The 19,329-nt window shown below is 72.4% G+C and carries 19 protein-coding genes and 1 pseudogene; 14 read left to right on the top strand and 6 right to left on the bottom strand.

What is annotated here, in order from left to right:
• Window positions 1-60: 60 nt before the first annotated feature.
• Both ACIA5D_RS33955 and ACIA5D_RS33950 read left to right on the top strand, forming a co-directional pair.
• The gene (locus tag ACIA5D_RS33955) at window positions 61-399 is read left to right on the top strand and encodes an STAS domain-containing protein (protein WP_396034481.1); all 339 of its coding nucleotides are present in this window, start codon (window positions 61-63) and stop codon (window positions 397-399) included.
• A 3-nt stretch (window positions 400-402) separates the two neighbouring features.
• On the top strand, window positions 403-789 hold the full coding sequence (locus ACIA5D_RS33950) for an ATP-binding protein (protein ID WP_396034480.1): 387 nt from the start codon (window positions 403-405) through the stop codon (window positions 787-789).
• A gap of 695 nt (window positions 790-1,484) precedes the next feature.
• Here ACIA5D_RS33950 and ACIA5D_RS33945 read toward each other — a convergent pair.
• Window positions 1,485-1,739: a hypothetical protein gene (locus ACIA5D_RS33945; protein WP_396034479.1), complete on the bottom strand. Its 255-nt coding sequence runs from the start codon at window positions 1,737-1,739 to the stop codon at window positions 1,485-1,487.
• 540 nt (window positions 1,740-2,279) lie between these two features.
• Window positions 2,280-3,788, bottom strand: coding sequence for a PP2C family protein-serine/threonine phosphatase (locus ACIA5D_RS33940; protein WP_396034478.1), 1,509 nt, complete (start codon window positions 3,786-3,788; stop codon window positions 2,280-2,282).
• 284 nt (window positions 3,789-4,072) lie between these two features.
• Here ACIA5D_RS33940 and ACIA5D_RS33935 point away from each other — a divergent pair, with 284 nt between their 5' ends.
• Window positions 4,073-4,813, top strand: coding sequence for a hypothetical protein (locus tag ACIA5D_RS33935; RefSeq protein WP_396034477.1), 741 nt, complete (start codon window positions 4,073-4,075; stop codon window positions 4,811-4,813).
• A gap of 30 nt (window positions 4,814-4,843) precedes the next feature.
• On the opposite strand, the gene ACIA5D_RS33930 is transcribed toward ACIA5D_RS33935, so the two are convergent.
• Together ACIA5D_RS33930 and ACIA5D_RS33925 are read right to left on the bottom strand one after the other, a co-directional pair.
• Window positions 4,844-5,500, bottom strand: coding sequence for an aspartate/glutamate racemase family protein (locus ACIA5D_RS33930; RefSeq protein WP_396034476.1), 657 nt, complete (start codon window positions 5,498-5,500; stop codon window positions 4,844-4,846).
• Between the two features lie 21 nt (window positions 5,501-5,521).
• Window positions 5,522-7,504, bottom strand: a complete 1,983-nt coding sequence (locus ACIA5D_RS33925) for a PAS domain S-box protein (RefSeq protein ID WP_396034475.1) — start codon at window positions 7,502-7,504, stop codon at window positions 5,522-5,524.
• A gap of 117 nt (window positions 7,505-7,621) precedes the next feature.
• Here ACIA5D_RS33925 and ACIA5D_RS33920 point away from each other — a divergent pair, with 117 nt between their 5' ends.
• The 7 genes and pseudogenes from ACIA5D_RS33920 to ACIA5D_RS33890 all read left to right on the top strand — a co-directional run bounded on the left by ACIA5D_RS33920 (window position 7,622) and on the right by ACIA5D_RS33890 (window position 11,639).
• Complete coding sequence (locus ACIA5D_RS33920; protein WP_396034474.1) at window positions 7,622-8,425, top strand: SAM-dependent methyltransferase; 804 nt, start codon at window positions 7,622-7,624, stop codon at window positions 8,423-8,425.
• 78 nt (window positions 8,426-8,503) lie between these two features.
• Entirely contained in the window at window positions 8,504-8,926 is a 423-nt protein-coding gene (locus tag ACIA5D_RS33915) for a response regulator (RefSeq protein WP_396034473.1), read from the top strand.
• A 45-nt stretch (window positions 8,927-8,971) separates the two neighbouring features.
• Complete coding sequence (locus tag ACIA5D_RS33910; protein ID WP_396034472.1) at window positions 8,972-9,397, top strand: Rrf2 family transcriptional regulator; 426 nt, start codon at window positions 8,972-8,974, stop codon at window positions 9,395-9,397.
• Window positions 9,394-10,014: an NIPSNAP family protein gene (locus ACIA5D_RS33905; protein ID WP_396034470.1), complete on the top strand. Its 621-nt coding sequence runs from the start codon at window positions 9,394-9,396 to the stop codon at window positions 10,012-10,014. Before ACIA5D_RS33910 ends, ACIA5D_RS33905 begins: the two co-directional genes overlap by 4 nt.
• A 20-nt stretch (window positions 10,015-10,034) precedes the next feature.
• Window positions 10,035-10,733: a pyridoxamine 5'-phosphate oxidase family protein gene (locus ACIA5D_RS33900; protein ID WP_396034469.1), complete on the top strand. Its 699-nt coding sequence runs from the start codon at window positions 10,035-10,037 to the stop codon at window positions 10,731-10,733.
• Window positions 10,734-10,749: 16 nt separating this feature from the next.
• Window positions 10,750-10,938 (top strand): annotated as a pseudogene (locus ACIA5D_RS33895) (response regulator); the annotation flags it as partial.
• A gap of 62 nt (window positions 10,939-11,000) precedes the next feature.
• Window positions 11,001-11,639, top strand: coding sequence for a hypothetical protein (locus ACIA5D_RS33890; RefSeq protein WP_396034468.1), 639 nt, complete (start codon window positions 11,001-11,003; stop codon window positions 11,637-11,639).
• Here ACIA5D_RS33890 and ACIA5D_RS33885 read toward each other — a convergent pair.
• Entirely contained in the window at window positions 11,633-12,010 is a 378-nt protein-coding gene (locus ACIA5D_RS33885; protein WP_396034467.1) for an Hpt domain-containing protein, read from the bottom strand. The two genes, ACIA5D_RS33890 and ACIA5D_RS33885, sit on opposite strands and share 7 nt — an antisense overlap.
• Before the next feature lie 96 nt (window positions 12,011-12,106).
• Between ACIA5D_RS33885 and ACIA5D_RS33880 the strand changes: the two genes are divergently transcribed.
• From ACIA5D_RS33880 to ACIA5D_RS33865, 4 genes are all read left to right on the top strand, one after another.
• On the top strand, window positions 12,107-14,392 hold the full coding sequence (locus ACIA5D_RS33880; protein ID WP_396034466.1) for a putative bifunctional diguanylate cyclase/phosphodiesterase: 2,286 nt from the start codon (window positions 12,107-12,109) through the stop codon (window positions 14,390-14,392).
• A gap of 41 nt (window positions 14,393-14,433) precedes the next feature.
• Complete coding sequence (locus tag ACIA5D_RS33875) at window positions 14,434-16,722, top strand: putative bifunctional diguanylate cyclase/phosphodiesterase (protein ID WP_396034465.1); 2,289 nt, start codon at window positions 14,434-14,436, stop codon at window positions 16,720-16,722.
• A 43-nt stretch (window positions 16,723-16,765) separates the two neighbouring features.
• Complete coding sequence (locus ACIA5D_RS33870) at window positions 16,766-17,275, top strand: hypothetical protein (protein WP_396034464.1); 510 nt, start codon at window positions 16,766-16,768, stop codon at window positions 17,273-17,275.
• Window positions 17,276-17,396: 121 nt separating this feature from the next.
• Entirely contained in the window at window positions 17,397-18,176 is a 780-nt protein-coding gene (locus ACIA5D_RS33865) for a hypothetical protein (protein WP_396034463.1), read from the top strand.
• Here ACIA5D_RS33865 and ACIA5D_RS33860 read toward each other — a convergent pair whose 3' ends face one another.
• Window positions 18,177-19,310, bottom strand: coding sequence for an ABC transporter substrate-binding protein (locus tag ACIA5D_RS33860; RefSeq protein WP_396034462.1), 1,134 nt, complete (start codon window positions 19,308-19,310; stop codon window positions 18,177-18,179).
• Window positions 19,311-19,329: the final 19 nt, after the last annotated feature.

Genomic DNA, 19,329 nt, shown 5'->3' with positions numbered 1-19,329 from the left:
GTTGGAACCCCGGTGGGCGGATGACATGATGGCTGCGACCGGGCAGGGGAGGAGGCGCCGATGGCACGCTTCGCGGCCACGACCTCCGACGAGGGGTCACGGCTCCGTGTGTCACTCGCGGGTGACTGCGATCTCGCCGTACGCGATGAGCTCGTCACCACGCTGCTGGCCGCCGTCGGCCGATCCGCCACCGTGATCGTGGACCTCGCCGACGTGGACTTCCTCGACTCGAGCGGCATCCATGGGTTGGTCGCCGCGCACCGCGCTGCCGTCGAGCGGGGCGGCCGCGTCGTCGTGGAGAATCCGAGCGGCTCGGTGGCCGCGGTGCTCGACGTGACCGGCGTCCGCGACCTGCTGGGGCCCGGCGATAGCCGCAACGGCCGGAACGGCGGGCATTGATCCATGTCCACACGCGCCACCCGCCCCGCCGAGACCGCCTACACCGAGCCCACCGACCTGGCCGTCGTCCGTGAGTTCGTCCGCGACGAGGCGATCGCGCTCGGCCTGTCCCGCCTGCGCGCCGACCTGCTCACCGTCGCGGTCAGCGAGCTGGCCACCAACACCCTGCAGCACACGGCGGGCGGCGGCCTGGTCCGCATCTGGGCCGAGCCCGACCGGGTCCGCTGCGACGTCGTCGACGGCGGCGCCGCCCCGGGCTTCGGCCGCGCCATGCCTGCGGCCGACCAGCCCCGCGGCCGGGGCCTCGCGATCGTCGAGCGCATCTGCGACGAGGTCGGCATCCACCCCGACGGCGCCGGCACCGTCGTCAGCCTCGCGTTGCTGTTCTAGCGACGTTCTGGGGTTGGGGTCTCGCTTCCCCCACCTGGTGGTGCTGCATCTCTCGTTGCCCACTGTGGGGGTGGCCGGTTTGCGGTTGCCGCGGCTGGCGGCTGGCTGGTCGGGTTCGGCTGTGGTGTCCGGTCGGGGTGCCATTACCGACCGGCTTGGGTGCGGCCGGTTACGGCGTGATGGTGGTCGGGCCGGGGATGCCATCGCCCGGTGCCTGCCTGGTCGCGCCGGGCAGCGGCCGTCGCGGCTGGGGCTGTCCCGGCTATTTCGGGATCGGACCGGATATCACCATTGTTGGCGGCGGCTATTCCGGGTTGAGATTGGCATGATCCAGAACGGTTCTGGGCTTACCGCCGGGTCCTTTGGGGTGGGATAATTCTGGGGTGCGGCAGATGGAGTTCTTCACCAGGTCCCAGCTAGCGCAAATGCGCGATCCGACGCGGTCGCGTCGTTATTCGCCGGCGCGTGAAGAGTTCCGCCGCGTGCACGCCCGGCAGCGCGCGTGGGGGCTTGTCGAGCGGCACGCTCGTAAGCTGCGCCGCCTGCACGGCGGTGACGACGGTTCACCCTTGACGGCGGCCGAGCGGCTGCTCTGGTCCGGCGGCGCGGGCACACCTGGACGCCCCGTGGCCCCCGTGGCCCCCGTAGCGCCGGTGGCGCCGCCCGCTCCCGCCCGCACCGGCCAGGGCCTCGGCTCACCAGCACAGCGGGTGGTGCACCCGGCGGGCAACCAGATCACGCAGCCCACCCCGGCGGTGCCCGCCGCGGTCGGGCAGGTCACGCCGCCCGCACCCACCCCACAGGCCACGCCCGCCACCGGCGAACAGGTCACGCCGCCCGCACCCACCCAGCAGGCCATGCTTGCCGCGGCCGAGCCGCTGGACTCCGCCGACCAGGACCACACCACCCGGCCCGCGGCGCCGACCATATTCGGCCGCCGTGCTTACCATTCCGTCAGCGCTGTTCCGCGTCATTCTTCCGCAGCGGTAAGCACCATTCAACAGCCTCCACCGACGATAGCAAATGCCGGTCGCATCGGCGTGGGACGGGGGCGGGTGAAATCGGCGCCGATTACAACGGAGACTCGCGCAGCCCACCGCACCAATGTCCGGCATATCGCGCCCGGCACGCCGCACGCCCCACCCCGCGGTGCCGCAGTCGACGCACCGCGCCGCCGCAGCCCGCCGTGGCGAGACCGGGCGGCCGCAGCCCGCCGTGGCGAGACCGGGCGGCCGCAGCCTGCCGTGGCGAGACCGGGCGGCCGCAGCCTGCCGTGGCGAGACCGGGCGGCCGCCATGGCCCGGAGCGTCGATGGGCGCGGCCCGCCACCACCCGGCAGATCCGTCCATGTGCCGGCAGTTGATCGAGGGCGGCCAACGACGATGAGTGCCGCCCGTCGCGGTCACCCGTGGCTGGCGCTTCCGACACCGGCCCCGGCTCGGCCATCACCACCAAAGCCCGCTCAAACAGACCCCCACCCGAAGAGATGTCTAAAGAACCCGCACCGCCACCGTGCACGTGTCGTCGTCGGGGCTCGGCCGGTTCAAACGCCCGGCCAGCGAAGCGAGCGCCACCTCACCCGGCGCCGCCGAGGCCGCGCCGAGTGTGGCCATCACGTCGGTGAGCAGGCTCGGCGTTCCCGGCACCCGTCGCTCGACCAGCCCGTCGGTGTAGAGCAGCAGCAGGTCGCCGCTGGACAGGCACGGCGTCAGCACCTGGTAGGACGACTCGTCGTCGGCGCCCAGCAGCAAGCCCGCCGGCGGCTCCAGCGGCATTGCCGTCCCGGCCCGGGCCAGCAGCGGCGACGCGTGCCCGGCCCGCGCCCACGTCAGGGCCCGCGACCCGGGGTCGTACACGGCGATGACCGCCGTCCCGGTGACCCGCAACCGGCCGCTGAGCCGGTTGAGGTGTTTCAGGAGCAGGGCGGGGTCGTCGATGCCGATCGCCAGCCACGCGATCAGCGCGAACCGCAGGTGGGCCATGCTGTTGGCAGCTGCCAGCCCGTGACCGGCCACGTCGCCGACCGCCAGCACCGTGCGGCCGTCCGCCAGCTCCTGCGCGTGGTACCAGTCTCCGCCGACCCGCACCGCGCTCTCGGCCGGCAGGTAACCGACCATCACCTCCAGGCCGGGCAGGGCGAGCGGCGCCGCCGGCACCGGCTGGATCATCTGCTGCAGCTGGGCGGCGAGGCGATGCTCGGCGAGGGCGGTGAGCTCCCTCGTACGCAATTGGTCGCTGAGCCTTTCGATCGCCCCGCGGGTCTGCTCGCGGGCCGTGACGTCCTGCACCACCGCGTGCACCTTGAGCGGCGCTCCCTCGGCGTCGCTGACCACGTCGGAGAGGATGCGGGTGTGCTTGACCGTCGAGCCGACCCGGAAACGCACGGTCACGTCGGAGACGCCGCCGCTCTCCATGGTCAGCCACGCCGACTCGGCCAGCCCCCGGTCGTCGGGGTCGATCGCGGCGGCCTGCTCGAGGCGGGTCATCGGGCCGAGGCCGGGGTCGCGCTCGAACAGGCGGTACATCCCCGCCGACCACTGGCTCTCGCCGGTGATCAGGTCGTACTCGGCCCAGCCGAGGTTGCCCAGCTGCTCGGTGCGCTCGATGCGGCGACGGTCCTCGTCGAGGCGCTGCCACCAGACCAGCAGGCCGCCGAGCACGCGATGGACGGTCACGTCGAACACCGAGCGCGGCACGACGCCGGCGCGCTTCTCCTCGTACCGGAACTCGCTGATCTCCCCGGGCTCGCCGGTGCGCAGCACCGCGAGGTAGAGCCGCCAGAGCGACCCGCCCACGATGCTCGGGTAGAGCTCGCTGAGCCGCGAGGCGACCCGATCGGTGCCGCGCCGGTAGATGTCGTCGCCGCTGCCGCTGGCCGCGGCGATCTCGAAGTCGGCGATCTCGCCGTCGGGGTCGCTGATCGGAAGCAGCCAGGTGCACCCCGCCGGGATCACGGAGAGCACCTCGCGTATGGCATAGGTCACCGCATCGTCCGCCACGGTTTCAGCGTAATGGCGCGGGGGCTGCCGATCCGACTACGACAGACGGGTGAACCCGATGGCGGCGACCCGGGCCTGAAGGGCAGACCCGGACAAGCGTCACTAGCTGGGCTCTATCCACAAAACGCCGCCGCAAAGATTGCGGCCATATCACGCACCTTCGGCCCTCGCGAAATGCCTGCTCACGTTGGTAACATCCCCGCCGGATCACGCCACCGCCCGCGGCACCGGGGCACACGGAGGTCAAACTCTTGTCCGACAACCGCATGAAGGATCGAGTCAAAGTGCTTCTCAATGGGACGTCAGCGGACAGCCAGACCTCCGAGCAGGCGGTGGTTCCGCCGCCGCAGGCCCACCCCAACCAGGCTCTTCAGGTGCTGACGCTCGCGCAGCGCACCGCCGAGGAGCACGTCGCCCGGGCTCACCACCAAGCCGACAAGATCCGCACGGACGCCCTCGCGGCCGCCGAGCAGATCGCCCGCGACGCGCAGGTGCACGCCCACAACGTGCGCCGCGAGGCCGAGAAGATCCTCACCGACGCCCGGGCGGCCGCCGAGCAGATCGCCCGCGACTCGCACGCCCGCACCGAAGAGGCGCGCCGTACCGCCGAGAAGATCGTCAACGACTCGCGCGCGACGGCCGAGCAGATCGGCCTCGACGCGCAGGCCAACGCCGACCACCTCAACCTGCAGGCGCGCCAGCGCTACGACGACGTGGTGGGCAGCCTCGGCACCAAGCGCGAGGCGCTGCAGCAGCAGATCGAGGCGATGGAGCAGTTCGACCGCGAGTACCGCCAGCGCCTGACCACGTTCATGCAGGGCCAGCTGCGGGCGCTCTGGGTGGACCAGCCGCAGGTCAACGCCGAGCTTCCGGAGCAGTCCTTCGGGCCGCAGCCGGTCGAGGCCCCGGTGTCGGGCGGCGGGCGCCACGGCGCCGACGAGGCCGAAGATCCGGTTCCGGCGCAGCGTCAGTCCGCCGAGGACGAGGTCGTCGAGGGCGAGGAGGAAGAGGTCGGCGACCGCTGACCTCTCGCAGCCGATCGGCCGGCCCGGTTCCTAGCGGACCGGGCCGGCCTCTGCTATGGCCCTCCCGACCGCCGTGCGCGGGCTGGCCAGGACGGGGATCGGCAGGTCGTTCAGCAGTGCCGCGGCCGGCGCGGCGCTGGGTTGGGCGAGCACGATGACATCCACGCCGGGTGCGGCCTCTCGCGCTTTCCGGGCGATCAATTCCGCGTACGCGCCGAGCTCGCCGGCCTCGAAGAGCGCGAAGGCCTCGGGGCAGCGCACCTCGACGAGCTCGACGTCCTGTCCGGCCCGGGCCGCCGCGTCGCGCAGCAGATTGCCGGTCGGCGCCAGGGTCGAGTCGACGGTCGCCACCACCGCGATCCGCCGGCCCGCCGCCACCGCGGCCTCGGCCATCGGCCGGTCGGCCCGCAGCACCGGGACGCCCAGGTCGGCGGTCCGGCCCTCGGCGTGCTCGCCCAGCGAGGAGCAGGTGCAGACGATGATGTCGGCGCCGCGATCGGCGAGCTCGTGCAGCCGCGCGTCGACCCGCGCGGCCAGCCCCGCCGTGATGCCCGCACGCCGGGCGTCGGCCAGCAGGCTCTCGTCGACGATGTGCAGGTCCTGCCAGCCGGGGGCGAGTTCCTCGCGAAGGCGGCGGAACGTGGACACGTGGACGTCGCCGGTGTGCAGGAACCCGATCGTGGTCACCGCACAAGATTGACACACCGCTCAGGGACGCTCGAGGCACTGCTGGACGGCGGCGAGCAGCTGCGTCTTCGAGAACGGCTTCTCCACCAGCGTGACCTCGGGATCCAGGGTGCCCTGGGAGGCCAGCGCGGGCCGGGCGTAGCCGGACATGAACAGCACGTTCGCGCCGGGCGAGATGATCAGGAAGTGCTCGGCGAGGTCCTTGCCGAGCATGTGCGGCATGACCACGTCGGTGAGCAGCAGGTCGATCCGGCCCGGGTGGTCGTGGGCGAGGACCAGCGCGGCCGGGCCGTCCGCGGCGATCAGCACCTCGTGCCCGGCGCCGGCGAGGATGCGCACCAGGACGTCGCGCAGGGCCGGCTCGTCCTCGACCGCGAGGATCGTGCCACGGCGGCCGTCGGACGGCGGGGGCTCGGGGGGCTCCTCCACGCCGGCGGGCTGCGCGTCGGTGGTGGGCATCAGGATCGTGAACGTGGTGCCCAGGCCCGGCTCGGAGTAGATGCTCAGGTCGCCGCCGGCCGCCGTGATGATGCCGTACACGGTGGCCAGGCCCAGGCCGGTGCCCTTGCCGGCCGGCTTGGTGGTGTAGAACGGCTCGAACGCCCGCTCGATCACCTCGGGCGGCATGCCGGTGCCGGTGTCGCTGACCCGCAGCCGCACGTAGCCGCCGGTGCGCAGGTGCGGGCGGGCGGCCGCGTAGTCGCCGTCGACGGACAGGTCGCAGGTCTCGATGGTGAGCGTCCCGCCCCGCGGCATGGCGTCCCGGGCGTTCACCGCGAGGTTCACCAGCACCTGGTCGAGCTGGCCCGGGTCGGCGGTGATCGAGGAGATGGCCGGGTCCAGGCGTACGTCGAGGGTGATGTGCTCGCCGATCGAGCGGCGCAGCATCTGCTCGATGTCGGTGACGACGTCGTTGAGGTTGAGCGGCCGGGGGCGCACCACCTCGCGCCGGGCGAACGCGAGCAGCTGGTGGGTGAGGTCGGCGCCGCGCTGGGCGGCCTTGGTGATCTGGGCGGCGTCGCCGGCGATCTCGGCGAGCCCGTCCTCGGCGGCCGCCTCGGCGATGAAGGTGGCGTAGTTGCTGATCACCGCGATGAGGTTGTTGAAGTCGTGGGCGACGCCGCCGGCCAGCTGACCCAGGCCCTCCAGGCGCTGGGTCCGCTGCAGCTGGGCCTCGACGTGCGCGCGGTCGGCCTCGGCCTGCAACTGCAGGAACCTCTCCTGAGCGCGTACGCGTTCGGTGATGTCCCGGATGACGGCGCAGCGGATCCGCCCGTCGTCGGTCGGCAGGATGCTCACCGACACCTCGACCGGGACGGTCGTCCCGTCGGCCCGGTGGCCGACCGCGGTCGGCCCGTGCGGGTCATCGTCGGGGAGCGCGGCCACCTCGCCGGCCAGCGGCGGGGCCAGCAGCTTGTCGATCTCCTTGCCGATCAGCCCGTGCCGGGTCAGCCCGAACAACGTCTCGGCCTGCGTGTTCGCGAGCACCACCCGGCCGTCGTCGCCGACGCCGAGGAACGCGTCCGGCGCCGCCTCGAGCAGCGCCTGGAAGCTCGACTCGAGGCGCTCGCGGGTGCTCACCGCGCGGGCGATCACGGTGTAGCCGATCATCTCCGGGCCGGCGGCGTCGGCCGGGCCGGCGGCGTCGGCGGGGCCGTAGAGCGGCGACATGGTGAGCGTGACCTGCAGCCAGTGGCCGTCGCGGTGCCGGCGGCGGCTGCGGAACCGCTCGAGCCGGGCGCCCGACTCCATCAGCAGCAGCATCTCGCGCTGGTCGGCCCGCCGGTCGGCCGGGATCAGGATGTCGACGCCGTGCCCGACGATCTCCTCGCCGGGGTAGCCGAACAGGGCCTCGGCGGCCGGGTTCCAGGTCAGCACGGTGAAGTCGCGGTCGATCGCGAAGATCGCGTCGTGGGAGGAGTGGATCATCGCTCGCAGCAGGTCATCGGCTCGCAGCGACGCCGAGCGCCGCGGTGAGCCCTGCGAACCGCGCGTTTCCCCCATAACCGGACCTACATTATCGATTCCGCACGGCTAGGGCGGGGGTTTCCCTACGCTCGGAGAAGGTGGCCGGGACCCTGGGGAGATCAGGTGGGCCTTCAGTCCGATCAAGGGTGGTGGGTGGGGCGGTTGGATGGGGTGCCGGAGGTCGATCCGCAGCGGCCCAGCGGCGCCCGCGTGTACGACTACTACCTGGGCGGCACGCACAACTTCGCGGCCGACCGGCAGGCCGCCGCCGTCGCGCTCGCCGCCATGCCGGAACTGCCCGCGGTGCTGAAGATGGGGCGCGCCTTCATGCGCCGGGCGGTCGCCTTCGCCGCGGAGGCGGGCATCGACCAGTTCCTCGACCTGGGCGCCGGAATCCCCGCGCGGGGCTCGGTGCCCGAGGTCGCCCGGCAGATCCGGCCCGAGGCGCGGATCGTCTCGGTCGACCTGGATCCGGTCGCCGTGGTGCACACGCGGCGGGCGGCGGCCGGTGATCCGAGGTCGGGGGTGCTGCTCGCGGACCTCACCGATGCGGAAGCCGTGCTCGGTGCTGAGCCCGTACGCGAAATCTTGGCCGTTGATCGCCCGGTTTGCCTGCTCGCGGTGGCGGTGGCGCATTTCATCCCGGACACGGAGCGGCTCGGCCGGGCCCTCGAGAGATACCGGGAGGCGCTGGCGCCCGGCAGCCACCTCGTCATGTCGCACGCGTGCGCGGAGGGGGAACCGCCGCACGCCAAGCAGCTCCTGCGCATCTACAACCAGACGACCTCGCCGATGATCCTGCGGGAGAAGGAGGAGTTCCGGGCCTTCTTCGGCGACTGGCCGCTGCTGGCGCCCGGCGTCGTGGCCGCGGCGGACTGGCGGCCTACCGGCGGCGATCCGGAGCCCGGGCCGTCGGTGCGCGGCGAGATCATCGCGGGCGTGGCAGTCAAGCCATAACCCGCGAATCCCCTACATCGGGGACGTATCGAGCGCATGCTGAGGGGAACTGTCAGCCACCAGCGTGCCGGAGCGGACATGGCCGTAGTACTCGTCGCCGAGGACGACCAGGACATCGCGGCGATCCTCACCAGGTTGCTCACCCGGGCCGGGCACACCGTGCTCCACACGCCGGACGGCATGGCCGCCTTCGAGCGCGCGGTGGCGGATCGCCCCGACGTCGTGCTCACCGACCTCGGCATGCCCCAGATGGACGGGCTCGAGCTCACCCGTGCGATCCGCCGCCATCCCGAGCTCGCGGACACGCCGGTCGTGATGCTCAGCGGGCACCTGCACCCCGGCGACGGCCAGCCGACGGCGGCAGGGGTGTGCGCGGTGCTGCTCAAGCCCTGCCCGAACGACAAGCTGCGCGCGGTCGTCCAGGACCTGCTCGATCGCGGACCGCACGCGCACGACGAGGCGTCGACCGGCTGCCCGGCGCATTGGCCGGTGACCGCCTGACAGCGGGGTTGCGGCCGACCGGCCATTGTAATAGAAACAGTTACGATGGCTTCGAACAGCAGACTGACGATCGCGGCGCACGCGCTGGCGTGGCTGGAGCTCGCCCGGCGGCGCGGGCGGGCGTCGCTCACCTCCGACGAGGTGGCCGCGAGCGTCAACACCAACCCGGTGATTCTGCGGCGCAGCCTCGGCGATCTGCGCCGGGCCGGTCTGGTCACCGCCCGGCGCGGCGCCGGCGCCGGCTTCGCCCTGGCCCGGCCCGCCGCCGAGATCTCCCTGTACGACGTGTGGACGGCCGTCGCCGCGGAGCCGCTGCTGGCTCTGCACCACTCGGAACCGAACCTGCAGTGCCCGGTGGGCCGCGGGATCCGTCCCGTGCTGACCGACGTGTACGACGAGGCGACGGCCGCGTTCGGGTCGGCGCTGGCCCGTCGCACGATCGCCGACGTGCTGGAAAGGATCCTGACGTGATCGTCGAGCTGCGGCGCTACACCCTGCGCCCCGGCCGTCGCGACGAGCTGATCGAGCTCTTCGACCGGCAGTTCGTCGAGTCTCAGGAGGAGCTGGGCATGGCCGTGCTGGGCCAGTTCCGCGACCTCGACCGGCCCGATTCGTTCGTGTGGCTGCGCGGCTTCCCCGACATGACGGTGCGCGGCCGGGCCCTGCGGGAGTTCTACGGCGGGCCGGTGTGGAAACAACACGGGCCGGCGGCGAACGCCACGATGCTCGACTCCGACGACGTGCTGCTCCTGCGCGCGATCGTGCCGCCGCCGGCGTCGCCCCGCGACGATCACCGGCCGGCGTCCGTGGTGACGGCGACGATCTGGTACCGCGACCGGCCGTTCGACGACGCGTTCACCCGGTGGTTCCGTGGCCGCGACGCCGGCGGCGCGGCGGTCCTGTCGACGGAGTACGCCGCGAACGACTTCCCGGCCCTGCCGGTGCGCGAGGGCGAGCACGCCTTCGTGTGGTTCACGCGAGCCACCGGGCCCATGGACGGCGAGGGGATCGAGGTGCCGGGCCAGTTCGGCGTGACCCGGACGGAACGGCTGCGTCTCGCGCCGACTGCCCGATCCGCTTTCCGGTGACGCCGCCCTAGAGTGTGCGCGTGCTCTCCGAAACGCCGCGTACCCGCCACCGCCGGATCAAAGAGAACGGCCGCACCGACCCCGCCGACCTGGTCGCGGTGCTCGCGGCCGGCCTGGTGGCCCACCTGGGCATCGTGATCGACGGGCATCCGATGGTGGTGCCGACCGTGTACGGCTACGACGAGGACCACATCTTCCTGCACGGATCGGTGGCGAGCCGGAGCCTCCTGCTCGAGAAGGAGGTGTGCGTGACCGTCACGGTCATGGACGGGCTGGTCCTGGCCCGGTCGGTGTTCGAGCACGGCGTGAACTACCGCAGCGCGATGATCTACGGCGCGCCCCGGCGGGTCACCGAGCCCGCCGAGATCCTCCACGGCCTGCGCCTGCTCAGCGAGCACTCGGCGCCCGGCCAGTGGGACTACGTCCGGCAACCCTCGAAGAAGGAGCTGGCCGCCACCCGGCTGCTGGCCCTGCCGCTCACCGAGGCCTCCGTCAAGATCAGCGACGGTTTCCCCTCGGACGGCGACGGGCCGGACGCCGCCCTCGGGCTCTGGGCCGGGCGGCTGCCGATGGTCACCACCTGGGGGACGCCCGAGGCCGACCCGCTGCTCGCCGCCGGCATCGAGCCGCCCGCGCACATCGCCGGTCGTTCGGGCTCAAACGCTCATCCCGCAGCGCCCGCCGTCCGAATAGCCGGACAAGAGACGGGTACCGCTTGATGGGGTAGGTCAGACAATGGGCAACGAGCAGGGGCGTTCGACCGTGCTGCTGGTCGACGACGAGACCCAGATCCTCGAGACGCTCGCGCTGCAGCTGCGCCGCGACCACAGGGTGATCACCGCCGAGAGCGGCGACGACGCGCTGCGCCTGCTCGCCCTGGCCGGGACCGGCCCGGTCGCCGCCGTCGTCAGCGACCTGCGGATGCCCGGCATGGACGGCGTCGAGCTGCTGCGCCGCGTCCAGCTCGAGTACCCGACACCACCCGCGTGCTGCACACCGCCCAGAGCGACCTCGACGCGGCCATCGCGGCGATCAACTCCGGCGGCGTCTACCGCTACCTGGCGAAGCCGGTCGAGAGAGACGAGCTGCGGGCCACCGTGCGGGAGGCGGTCGAGCTGCACGGCCGGTCGACGACCGAGCGGCACCTGCTCGACACCACCCTCAAGTCCAGCATCCAGGCGCTGTTCGGCGTCCTCGAGCTGGCCAGCCCGGCCGCGTTCGCCCGGGCCGGCCGGATCCGTACGCTGGTCGCCGAGCTCTGCCACGCGATGCAGCTGGACGCGCTCTGGGAGATCGAGGTCGCCGCTGGAGAGCCGCGGGCTCGAGGTGGAGAGCGCGATCGCCGTGCTCGAGAGCGCGACCACAGCGACCTCGACGTTCTCGGCAACCTGCGCGCCGTCAAGGGCATCGTGCAGGTCACCGCGTCGAAGGTACGCGGCCTGCGGGTGGCCGACCTCGAGGTCGGCATGCGCGTGGCCGAGGACATCGTCGCCACCAACGGCCTCGTCCTCATCGGCCGCGGCATGATCGTCACGTCGCTGCTGCTGGACCGCCTGGGCAACTACGCCCGCATGATCGAGATCGTCGAGCCGGTGCTGACCGTGCCCGGCGCGCTGGATCAGTGATCGAGCTCTTCGGCCAGATCGTCGAGCAGGCCCAGCACCAGGGCCTGCTCGGCGCAGATCCGCCCCAGCGTGAGATCGGCGTCCGGGATCACGCCGCCGCCCGCCGCGTGCTCGACCTCGGCGAAGATCTCCGACAGCGTGCCCGCCCCGATGTTCGAGGCCGACCCCTTCAGGCCGTGCGCGTGATCGCGTACGGCCGGCGGATCGCCGCCGCGCAGCAGCTCGCCCAGCTGCTCCACCCCGCCGGGCGTCTTCGCGGCGAACGAACGGATCAGGCGGGTCAGCAGGGCCCGCTCCTCGGGGCCGGGATCGTCGCCGCCGATGTCGGCCAGCCGCGCCCGGATCTCTCCCTCCCGGGTCCTCACATCCATGCGCCCATCGTGCGCCGCCGGGGTTTCCGGCGAAGGTAAACCGCGCAACCCTGAGGCAACTCCTACAGTGGCCGGGCTCACGGCCGATTTCCAGGCATGACCGATCCTCGGGTGTCCACGCCACGCCGGTACACGCTGGCCACGGCCGCCGTCGCGGGGCTGTCGACGCTCTGGTACCTGGGCTACCTGACATTCGGGGGGCCCTCGGTCCTCGCGTACGTCGGCGGGCCGCTCGCCTCCGCGCTCGGCGCCGTCGCCATCTTCGCGCTGCTGCGCACGGTGCCCATGGCGCCGGCGGCACGGCGCTTCTGGTGGCTGATCCTCGGCCTCGAGGCCGGCGTCGCCATCGGCCGCGCCATCCAGGCCGGGTACGCGTTCGCGGCCTACCCCGAGCGGCCGGACCCGCCGGCGTGGGTCGCGCTGTTCAGCACTGCCGGCCTGGTCGCCGCGATAATCGCCATCTGCTTCGTGCCGCTGGGCGAGACCGCGCGGGCCGAGCGCTGGAAGCGCACCCTCGACCGGACGATCGCCTTCTACGGCTGCTTCACGCTGCTGTGGTTCGCCGCGCTCCAGCCGCTCATCGAGGCCGACGACGCCTGGCCGCTGCGCAGCAAGGTCACGATCGCGCTGGCGGTCATCATGATCGCGGTCGGGATCGCCCGGGTGGCGTTCGTGCCGGGCGGGCCGGTCGACCGGGTCGCGGTGCGGCTGGTCGCCTGCAGCGGGCTCGCCGCCGCCGGGTACGCGATGCTCGCCGGCCACGCCGGCCACAGCGCCACCACCCCCGGCCAGGCGCTCCTGCTGCCGCTCGGACCGCTCATGGTCACCATGGCCGTCGCCCGGCAGTGGCGCTACACCGGCGCCCGCCCGCAGCGCGAGGCCTGGCTGCCCTACCTGGCCGTGGTCGCGGTCGACGTCCCCCTGGTCGCCACCGTCTTCGGCCCGATGAACTGGGCCGGCCGTGTGGTCGTGCTGCTCGCCGTCGGCGTCACCCTGCTCGCCTCGCTGCGCCAGTTCCTCGCCTACCGCGAGAACCAGCGCCTCATCCGGGAACAGCGCGCCACCCAGGCCCAGCTGAGCTACGACGCCACCCACGACGGTCTCACCGGCCTGGCCAACCGCTCGCTGTTCCGCGAGCGCCTCGCCGCCGCGCTCGAGAGCGGCCCGGCCACGGTCATCATGGTCGACCTCGACGACTTCAAGACCGTCAACGACTCGCTCGGCCACAACATCGGCGACGACCTGCTCGTCGCGGTCGCCGACGTGCTGCGCGAAGCGGTCGGCGGCGACGGCCTGGCGGCCCGCCTCGGCGGCGACGAGTTCGCCGTCGTGGTCAGCGACCCGTACGTCGACACCGAGGACCTGATCCGCCGGATCGGCGCCGTGCTGGACGGCCCGCTCAGCGAGCACCGCCTGCTCATGCACGCCAGCGCCGGCATCGCCACGGCACCGGCCGGCACCCCCCTCGACCACGTGATGCGCGACGCCGACACCGCCCTGTACGCGGCCAAGCAGCGCGGCAAGGCCAACTGGGTGCGCTTCGCCCCCGGCATGGAACGCCCGGTGGTCGCCGACGCCCAGCTCGGCGCCGACGTGCGCCGCGGCCTCGAGGCCGGCGAGTTCCGCGTCGTCTACCAGCCCCTGGTCGACCTGCACCTCAACCGGGTGATCGGGGTGGAGGCCCTGGTCCGCTGGCACCACCCGACCCGCGGGGTCATCTCCCCGGCCGAGTTCATCCCGGTCGCCGAGCGCACCGGCCTGATCGTGCCGCTGGGCCGGTTCGTGCTGCGCGAGACCTGCCGGCAGGCCGCGGCCTGGCTCGAGGAGTTCGGCCCCGAGGTGCTGCAGAAGGCCGGTCCGAACGTCTCCGCCCGCCAGCTGCACGACCCGGACTTCGTCGACGACGTGCGCGCCGCGCTGGCCGACAGCGGCCTGCCCGGCGAGCTGCTGGTGCTGGAGCTGACCGAGTCGGCGGTCCTGCGCGGCCAGCAGGTGTCGCGCACCCTGCACGAGCTGCACGGCATGGGCGTCCGGCTGGCGCTCGACGACTTCGGCACCGGCGAGTCGTCGCTGTCGCTGCTGCGCGCCTTCCCGGCCTCGATCGTGAAGCTGGACAAGTCGTTCGTCGACGGCATCGAGCTCGACGAGCCGGACACCCCCGAGGCGCTGGCCCGCCAGGCCGTGGCCCGCGCGGTGATCCAGATGGCCGGCGCGCTCGACCTGGACACGGTGGCCGAGGGCATCGAGAACGAGGAGCAGGCGGAGCGGCTGCGCCGGCTCGGCTACTCGCTCGGGCAGGGCTTCCACCTCGCCGAGCCGATGCACCCCGAGCTGGTCACCCGGATGCTGGCGGGTCAGCGGGACAACACGTCGGCGGCGTGAAAAGTCCTACGGTCGCGGGCCGCCGAGCCGAAACCACGAGGGTGACCACCGCTCCCCGCCGCCACCTCGCGATCATCGCCGCGATCTGGCTGGCCTGGTCGGCCTGGTACATCGCCTGGCTGGCCGGCGCCCCGGTCGGACCGGCCGCGATCGCCTACCTGGCGATGCCGCTCGGCGCCGCCGTGGCGGTGCCGGCCGTCCTCGCCCTGATCCGGCGGGTGCCGCTCGACCCGGTCGCCCGCCGCTTCTGGCGGCAGATGCTGGTCTCGCTCGCGCTGCTCTCGATCGGGTACGCGATGCTGGCCGTCGCCGCGTTCGCGGACACCGGCGTCCTGCCGACCATGCCGATCCCGGCGGCCGTTGCCGTCGCCGGCGCGTTCGGCATGGCGATGTGGGCCGTCGGCCGGGTGCCGCTCGGCATCGCCAACCGCTCCCAGCGCCTCAAGCAGTGGCTCGACCGGTCGATCGCGTTCCTCGGCTGCAGCACCGTGCTGTTCACCTTCGGCCTCGCCCCGATGATCGGCGCGCCCGACCCCTGGAGCACCCAGGCGCTCGTGCTGATCAGCCTGTCGATCCTGCTCGCGGTCGGCGGCATCACCAAGGTGGCGTACATCGGCAACGGCCCGGTCGATCGGGTGGCGATCCGCCTGATCGGCCTGACCAGCCTCGTCGGCGCCGCCGTGGCGGTGCTGTCGGTGGCCGGCGGCTACGACAGCGCCGTGCCCGCGCAGGCCGTCGTCATGCCGATCGCCCCGCTGCTCGCCGCAATCGCCGCGCGACGGCAATGGGTCTCGACCGGCGCGCGGTCGCGCCGGGCCAACACCTGGCTGCCCTACCTCGCGATCGCCGCGGTCGACGTGCCGCTTCTGGCGCAGCTGGCCGGCCAGGCGCTGACCGGGACGAGCCGCTTCGTGGTGGTGGCGACCGTGCTGGTCAACGCGCTGGTCGCGGTCCGGCAGTACGTCGCGATGCGGGAGAACTCCCGGCTGCTGCGCGAGAAGCGCGCCTCCGAGGAGCGGCTGCGCCACGAGGTCACCCACGACGGGCTCACCGGCCTGGCCAACCGCGGCCTGTTCCGGTCGCGGCTGGCCGAAGTGCTGGGCGACAAGGACGTCACCGTGCTGCTGGTCGACCTCGACGACTTCAAGACCGTCAACGACTCGCTCGGCCACGAGGTCGGCGACCATCTGCTGATCGCGGTGGCCGGGACGCTGCGCGCCGCCACCGGTCCGGACGGCATGCCGGTGCGGCTCGGCGGCGACGAGTTCGCCGTGCTCGTCGACGACCCGGCGGTCGACGGTGAGGCCCTCGCCCAGCGCATCATCGACGCGTTCAGCGGCCCGATGAGCGAGCACCAGTTGCTCGTGCACGCCAGCATCGGCGTCGCCGGCGCTGTCGCCGGCACCCCGCTGGACACGGTGCTGCGCGACGCCGACGTCGCCATGTACGCCGCCAAGCAGCGCGGCAAGGCGAACTGGGTGCGCTACCACGGCGGCATGGAGCTGCCGCAGGCCGGCCACGCCCGGCTCGGCGGCGAGCTGCGCCGGGCCCTGGACGCCGGCGAGTTCCGGCTCGTCTACCAGCCGATCATCGCGCTGGCCAGCGGCCGGGTCGTCGGCGTCGAGGCCCTCGTCCGCTGGCAGCACCCGACCCGGGGCCTGGTGTCGCCGGTCGAGTTCATCCCGGCCGCCGAGGGCACCGGCCTGATCGTGCCGCTGGGCCGGTTCGTGCTGCGCGAGACGTGCCGGCAGGCCGCGGCGTGGCTGGCCGAGTTCGGCCCGGACGCGCTGCAGAAGGTCGGGCCCAACGTCTCGGTGCGCCAGCTGCACGACCCGGACTTCCTCGCCGACGTGCGGCAGGTGCTTGCCGAGACCGGGCTGCCCAGCGACCGGGTGGTTCTCGAGCTGACCGAGTCGGCGGTGCTGCGCGGGCCGCAGGTCCTCGACACCCTGCACCGCCTGCACGACATGGGCATCCGGCTGGCGCTCGACGACTTCGGCACCGGCGAGTCGTCGCTGTCGCTGCTGCGGGCGTTCCCGGCCTCGATCGTGAAGCTGGACAAGTCGTTCGTCGACGGCATCGAGGTCGGCGAGCAGGGCACCGCGGAGGCGACGGCCCGGCAGGCGGTGGCCCACGCGGTCATCCAGCTGGCCCGGGCGCTCGGCCTGGACACCGTCGCCGAGGGCATCGAGAACCAGGACCAGGCCGACCGTCTGCTCGCGCTCGGCTACACGCTGGGCCAGGGCTACCACCTGGCCCGGCCGATGCCGGCCGAGGACTTCCGGCGTCTGCTCGCGGCTCAGCAGAGGGACCTTGCCGCCGCGGCATAGCAGCGATTGATCGTACGGCGGTGCAGCGGTTTATCGTACGGCGATGGACGACGGCACCCGCACGGCCGAGTCGCTCGCGGCCTGGCTCGGCGACCTGCACTTCATCGACCTGACCGAGGACCGGGCGACCGCGCGCATCGTCGACGCCGTCGCCGGATGGGGTGAATCGCGGGGCTGGCGCGTGTACCGCCGGGCGCCCAGCGTCGTCCCGCTGCCCCCGCCGCTGAAGGGCCACTCGGTGCTCGACGTGGCCTGCGCCCGCCCGGACGGCGCCCAGCCGATCGCCATCGAGGTCGACCGCCTCGACCGGCAGCGCACGGTCGACAAGCTCCTCGCCGAGGCCGCCGCCGGCCGTCTGGCCATCTGGGTGCGCTGGGGCGCCGGCCCGTTCCGGTCCCCGCCGCTGCCCGTGCACATGGTGACCCGCGAGGCGGCCCGCACGAAGGGCCACTGGCACACCGTGGCCGACCTGCCCGCGCCGCGGCACTCGCCCGCTGTCGGGACTGCCGTCGAGACCGCAGGGGAGGCCGCCGAGCTGCCCTGGGAGACGTGACAGCGATCTCCCTCAACTTCTGTATACGTCGGACGATAGGAGACCCCGTACGGCACAGAGATGAGGAGTCACGATCGTGAATCCGGGCGCGACCGGCAGCATGGTACGACAGGCTGTAAGGGTGGAGACGAAACACGGGCGGCATCCCGCCTCCTGGTGGGCGCAGTTCCCCAAGGTCTCCGACCGATTCGACGCGGCCGTGGTGACCGAGGGCCTCGCCGACTCCATCACCCCCAAGATCGCTTCGCCGCTGCTGCGCCGCGAGGCCGAGATCGCCGCCGAAGTGGTGGTGCGCTATCTCAACAAGCCGGTCAGCCCCGAGCTGGCCGAGCGGTCCGCCAAGGCGATCGAGCGCCTGGTGGCCACGGTCGAGCGGATCGCCGAGCGGCACACCGGCGAGGACTCCGGCACCGCCGAGGTGTACGCCCTCTGCCACGCCCTGCAAGGCCGCTGGGCCGACGCCGCCGCCGAGGCCGAGCCGTTCGTCGGCACCCAGCCGCTGCTGAAGGTCTTCGTCGGTGCCCTGCACCTCGAGCGCTTCGACACCGGCCTGACCGTGCGGCTGCTGCGCGCCGGCCAGGATCCGGGCACCGCGGTGCAGGCCGGCCTCGTGGTCGGCAAGTACGGCTGGTGGCCGCACTGGCTACTCAAGATCGTCAGCGAGCGGGCGATGGCCGGCACGCTCGACGCCGAGACCGTCGCGGCGCTCGACCGCTGCGCCTACGCGGAGCTCACCCCGGCCCAGTCGAAGATGGCCCGCCGCCTGCTCAACGGCGACGAGGGCCTCATCGACGCCTCCGCGGCTCGCCTGGAGACCCTGGGCGAGGGCGAGGCCGCCGCGAAGCTGCGCGAGGGCGACCTCACGGCGGTCGCCCTCGCGGCACGTCTCATCCCGGTGTGACTACGCCCCGCCTTCAGTGAGGGTGACGGTCTGGGGCTGGAACGACGCGCCGTTCACGTCGATGCCGGCCGCCTTGGCCTGGGTGATCGCCTGGTTGATGTAATCGTTGGTGAAGGCCAGCCCCTCCGGCGCCTTCTTGAGCACGGTATCGCCGGTCTGGTTCTTCGTGGTCATCGAGATGTCCACGGTCTGCTTCCAGGCCGTGTCGTCGACCACGCCGATCCCGCCGGCCGACGGCCAGACCAGCTTGTTGACCTCGTTCATCTGCCACAGCTGGTGGCTCTTGCCGAGCTTGGAGCCCTTGGCCACCACCAGGTCGCGGCACTTCTCGGGATTGTCGCGGCAGAACGCCCAGCCCTTGATCGTGCCGGCCAGGAACTTGACCGTCTGCTGCTGGTACGCCGGGTCGCTGAGCTTCTCGGTGTTGGCCCAGACCGCGTCCTGGAGCATGGACGAGCCCTCGGTCTTCCAATCGATGATCGAGAAGTCGTCGGCGGTGTACAGCTTGCCGGTCGCCGGGTTCTTGGCCTCGAGCAGCTGCGCGTACTCGTTGTAGCTCATCGCCTGGGCGGCGTCGATCTCCTTCTTGAGCAGCGCCTGCATGTCGAACTGCTGCTGCACCAGCGTGACGTCCTTGCCGGGGTTCACCCCGGCCTTGGTCATGCCCGCGAACAGCTCGAACTCGTTGCCGAAGCCCCAGTTGCCGACCTTCTTGCCCTTGAGGTTCGCGGCGGTGCTGATGCCGCTGTCCTTCCAGGCGACCTGGTACGTGCCGGAGCGGGCGAAGATCTGCCCGACGTCGGTGATGCCGGCGCCCTGCTCGCGGGAGGCGAGCGCCTTGGGCACCCAGGCGACCGCGTAGTCGGCCTTGCCCTGGGCGAGCACGGTCTGCGGGACGATGTCGACGCCACCTTCGAGCAGCTGGACGTCGAGGCCCTGCTCCTTGTAGAAGCCCTGGTCGACGGCGGCGATGTAGCCGGCGAACTGGGCCTGGTAGAACCACTGCAGCTGCAGCTTGATCGTGGTCAGGCCGCCGCTGGCGGCGGGAGTGGCGGAATCCTGGTCGGCCGTGCCGCACGCGGCAAGCAGCAGCGTGGATGCGGCGGCAATAGCGGTAAATATCCGAACTTTCATGTAAATCCCTCCATTTTCG

It is taken from the genome of Actinoplanes sp. NPDC051513 (assembly GCF_044454685.1).
GTDB lineage: Bacteria > Actinomycetota > Actinomycetes > Mycobacteriales > Micromonosporaceae > Actinoplanes.
This window is presented reverse-complemented; position numbering and strand designations above follow the sequence as displayed.

Excerpts from the sequence above, each read along its gene's own strand:
- ACIA5D_RS33955 (WP_396034481.1), top strand. The coding sequence starts at position 61 with ATGGCACGCTTCGCGGCCACGACCTCCGACGAGGGGTCACGGCTCCGT.
- ACIA5D_RS33950 (WP_396034480.1), top strand. The coding sequence starts at position 403 with ATGTCCACACGCGCCACCCGCCCCGCCGAGACCGCCTACACCGAGCCC.
- ACIA5D_RS33945 (WP_396034479.1), bottom strand. The coding sequence starts at position 1,739 with ATGGTAAGCACGGCGGCCGAATATGGTCGGCGCCGCGGGCCGGGTGGT.
- ACIA5D_RS33925 (WP_396034475.1), bottom strand. The coding sequence starts at position 7,504 with ATGGGGGAAACGCGCGGTTCGCAGGGCTCACCGCGGCGCTCGGCGTCG.
- ACIA5D_RS33915 (WP_396034473.1), top strand. The coding sequence starts at position 8,504 with ATGGCCGTAGTACTCGTCGCCGAGGACGACCAGGACATCGCGGCGATC.
- ACIA5D_RS33910 (WP_396034472.1), top strand. The coding sequence starts at position 8,972 with ATGGCTTCGAACAGCAGACTGACGATCGCGGCGCACGCGCTGGCGTGG.
- ACIA5D_RS33885 (WP_396034467.1), bottom strand. The coding sequence starts at position 12,010 with ATGGATGTGAGGACCCGGGAGGGAGAGATCCGGGCGCGGCTGGCCGAC.
- ACIA5D_RS33880 (WP_396034466.1), top strand. The coding sequence starts at position 12,107 with ATGACCGATCCTCGGGTGTCCACGCCACGCCGGTACACGCTGGCCACG.
- ACIA5D_RS33870 (WP_396034464.1), top strand. The coding sequence starts at position 16,766 with ATGGACGACGGCACCCGCACGGCCGAGTCGCTCGCGGCCTGGCTCGGC.
- ACIA5D_RS33860 (WP_396034462.1), bottom strand. The coding sequence starts at position 19,310 with ATGAAAGTTCGGATATTTACCGCTATTGCCGCCGCATCCACGCTGCTG.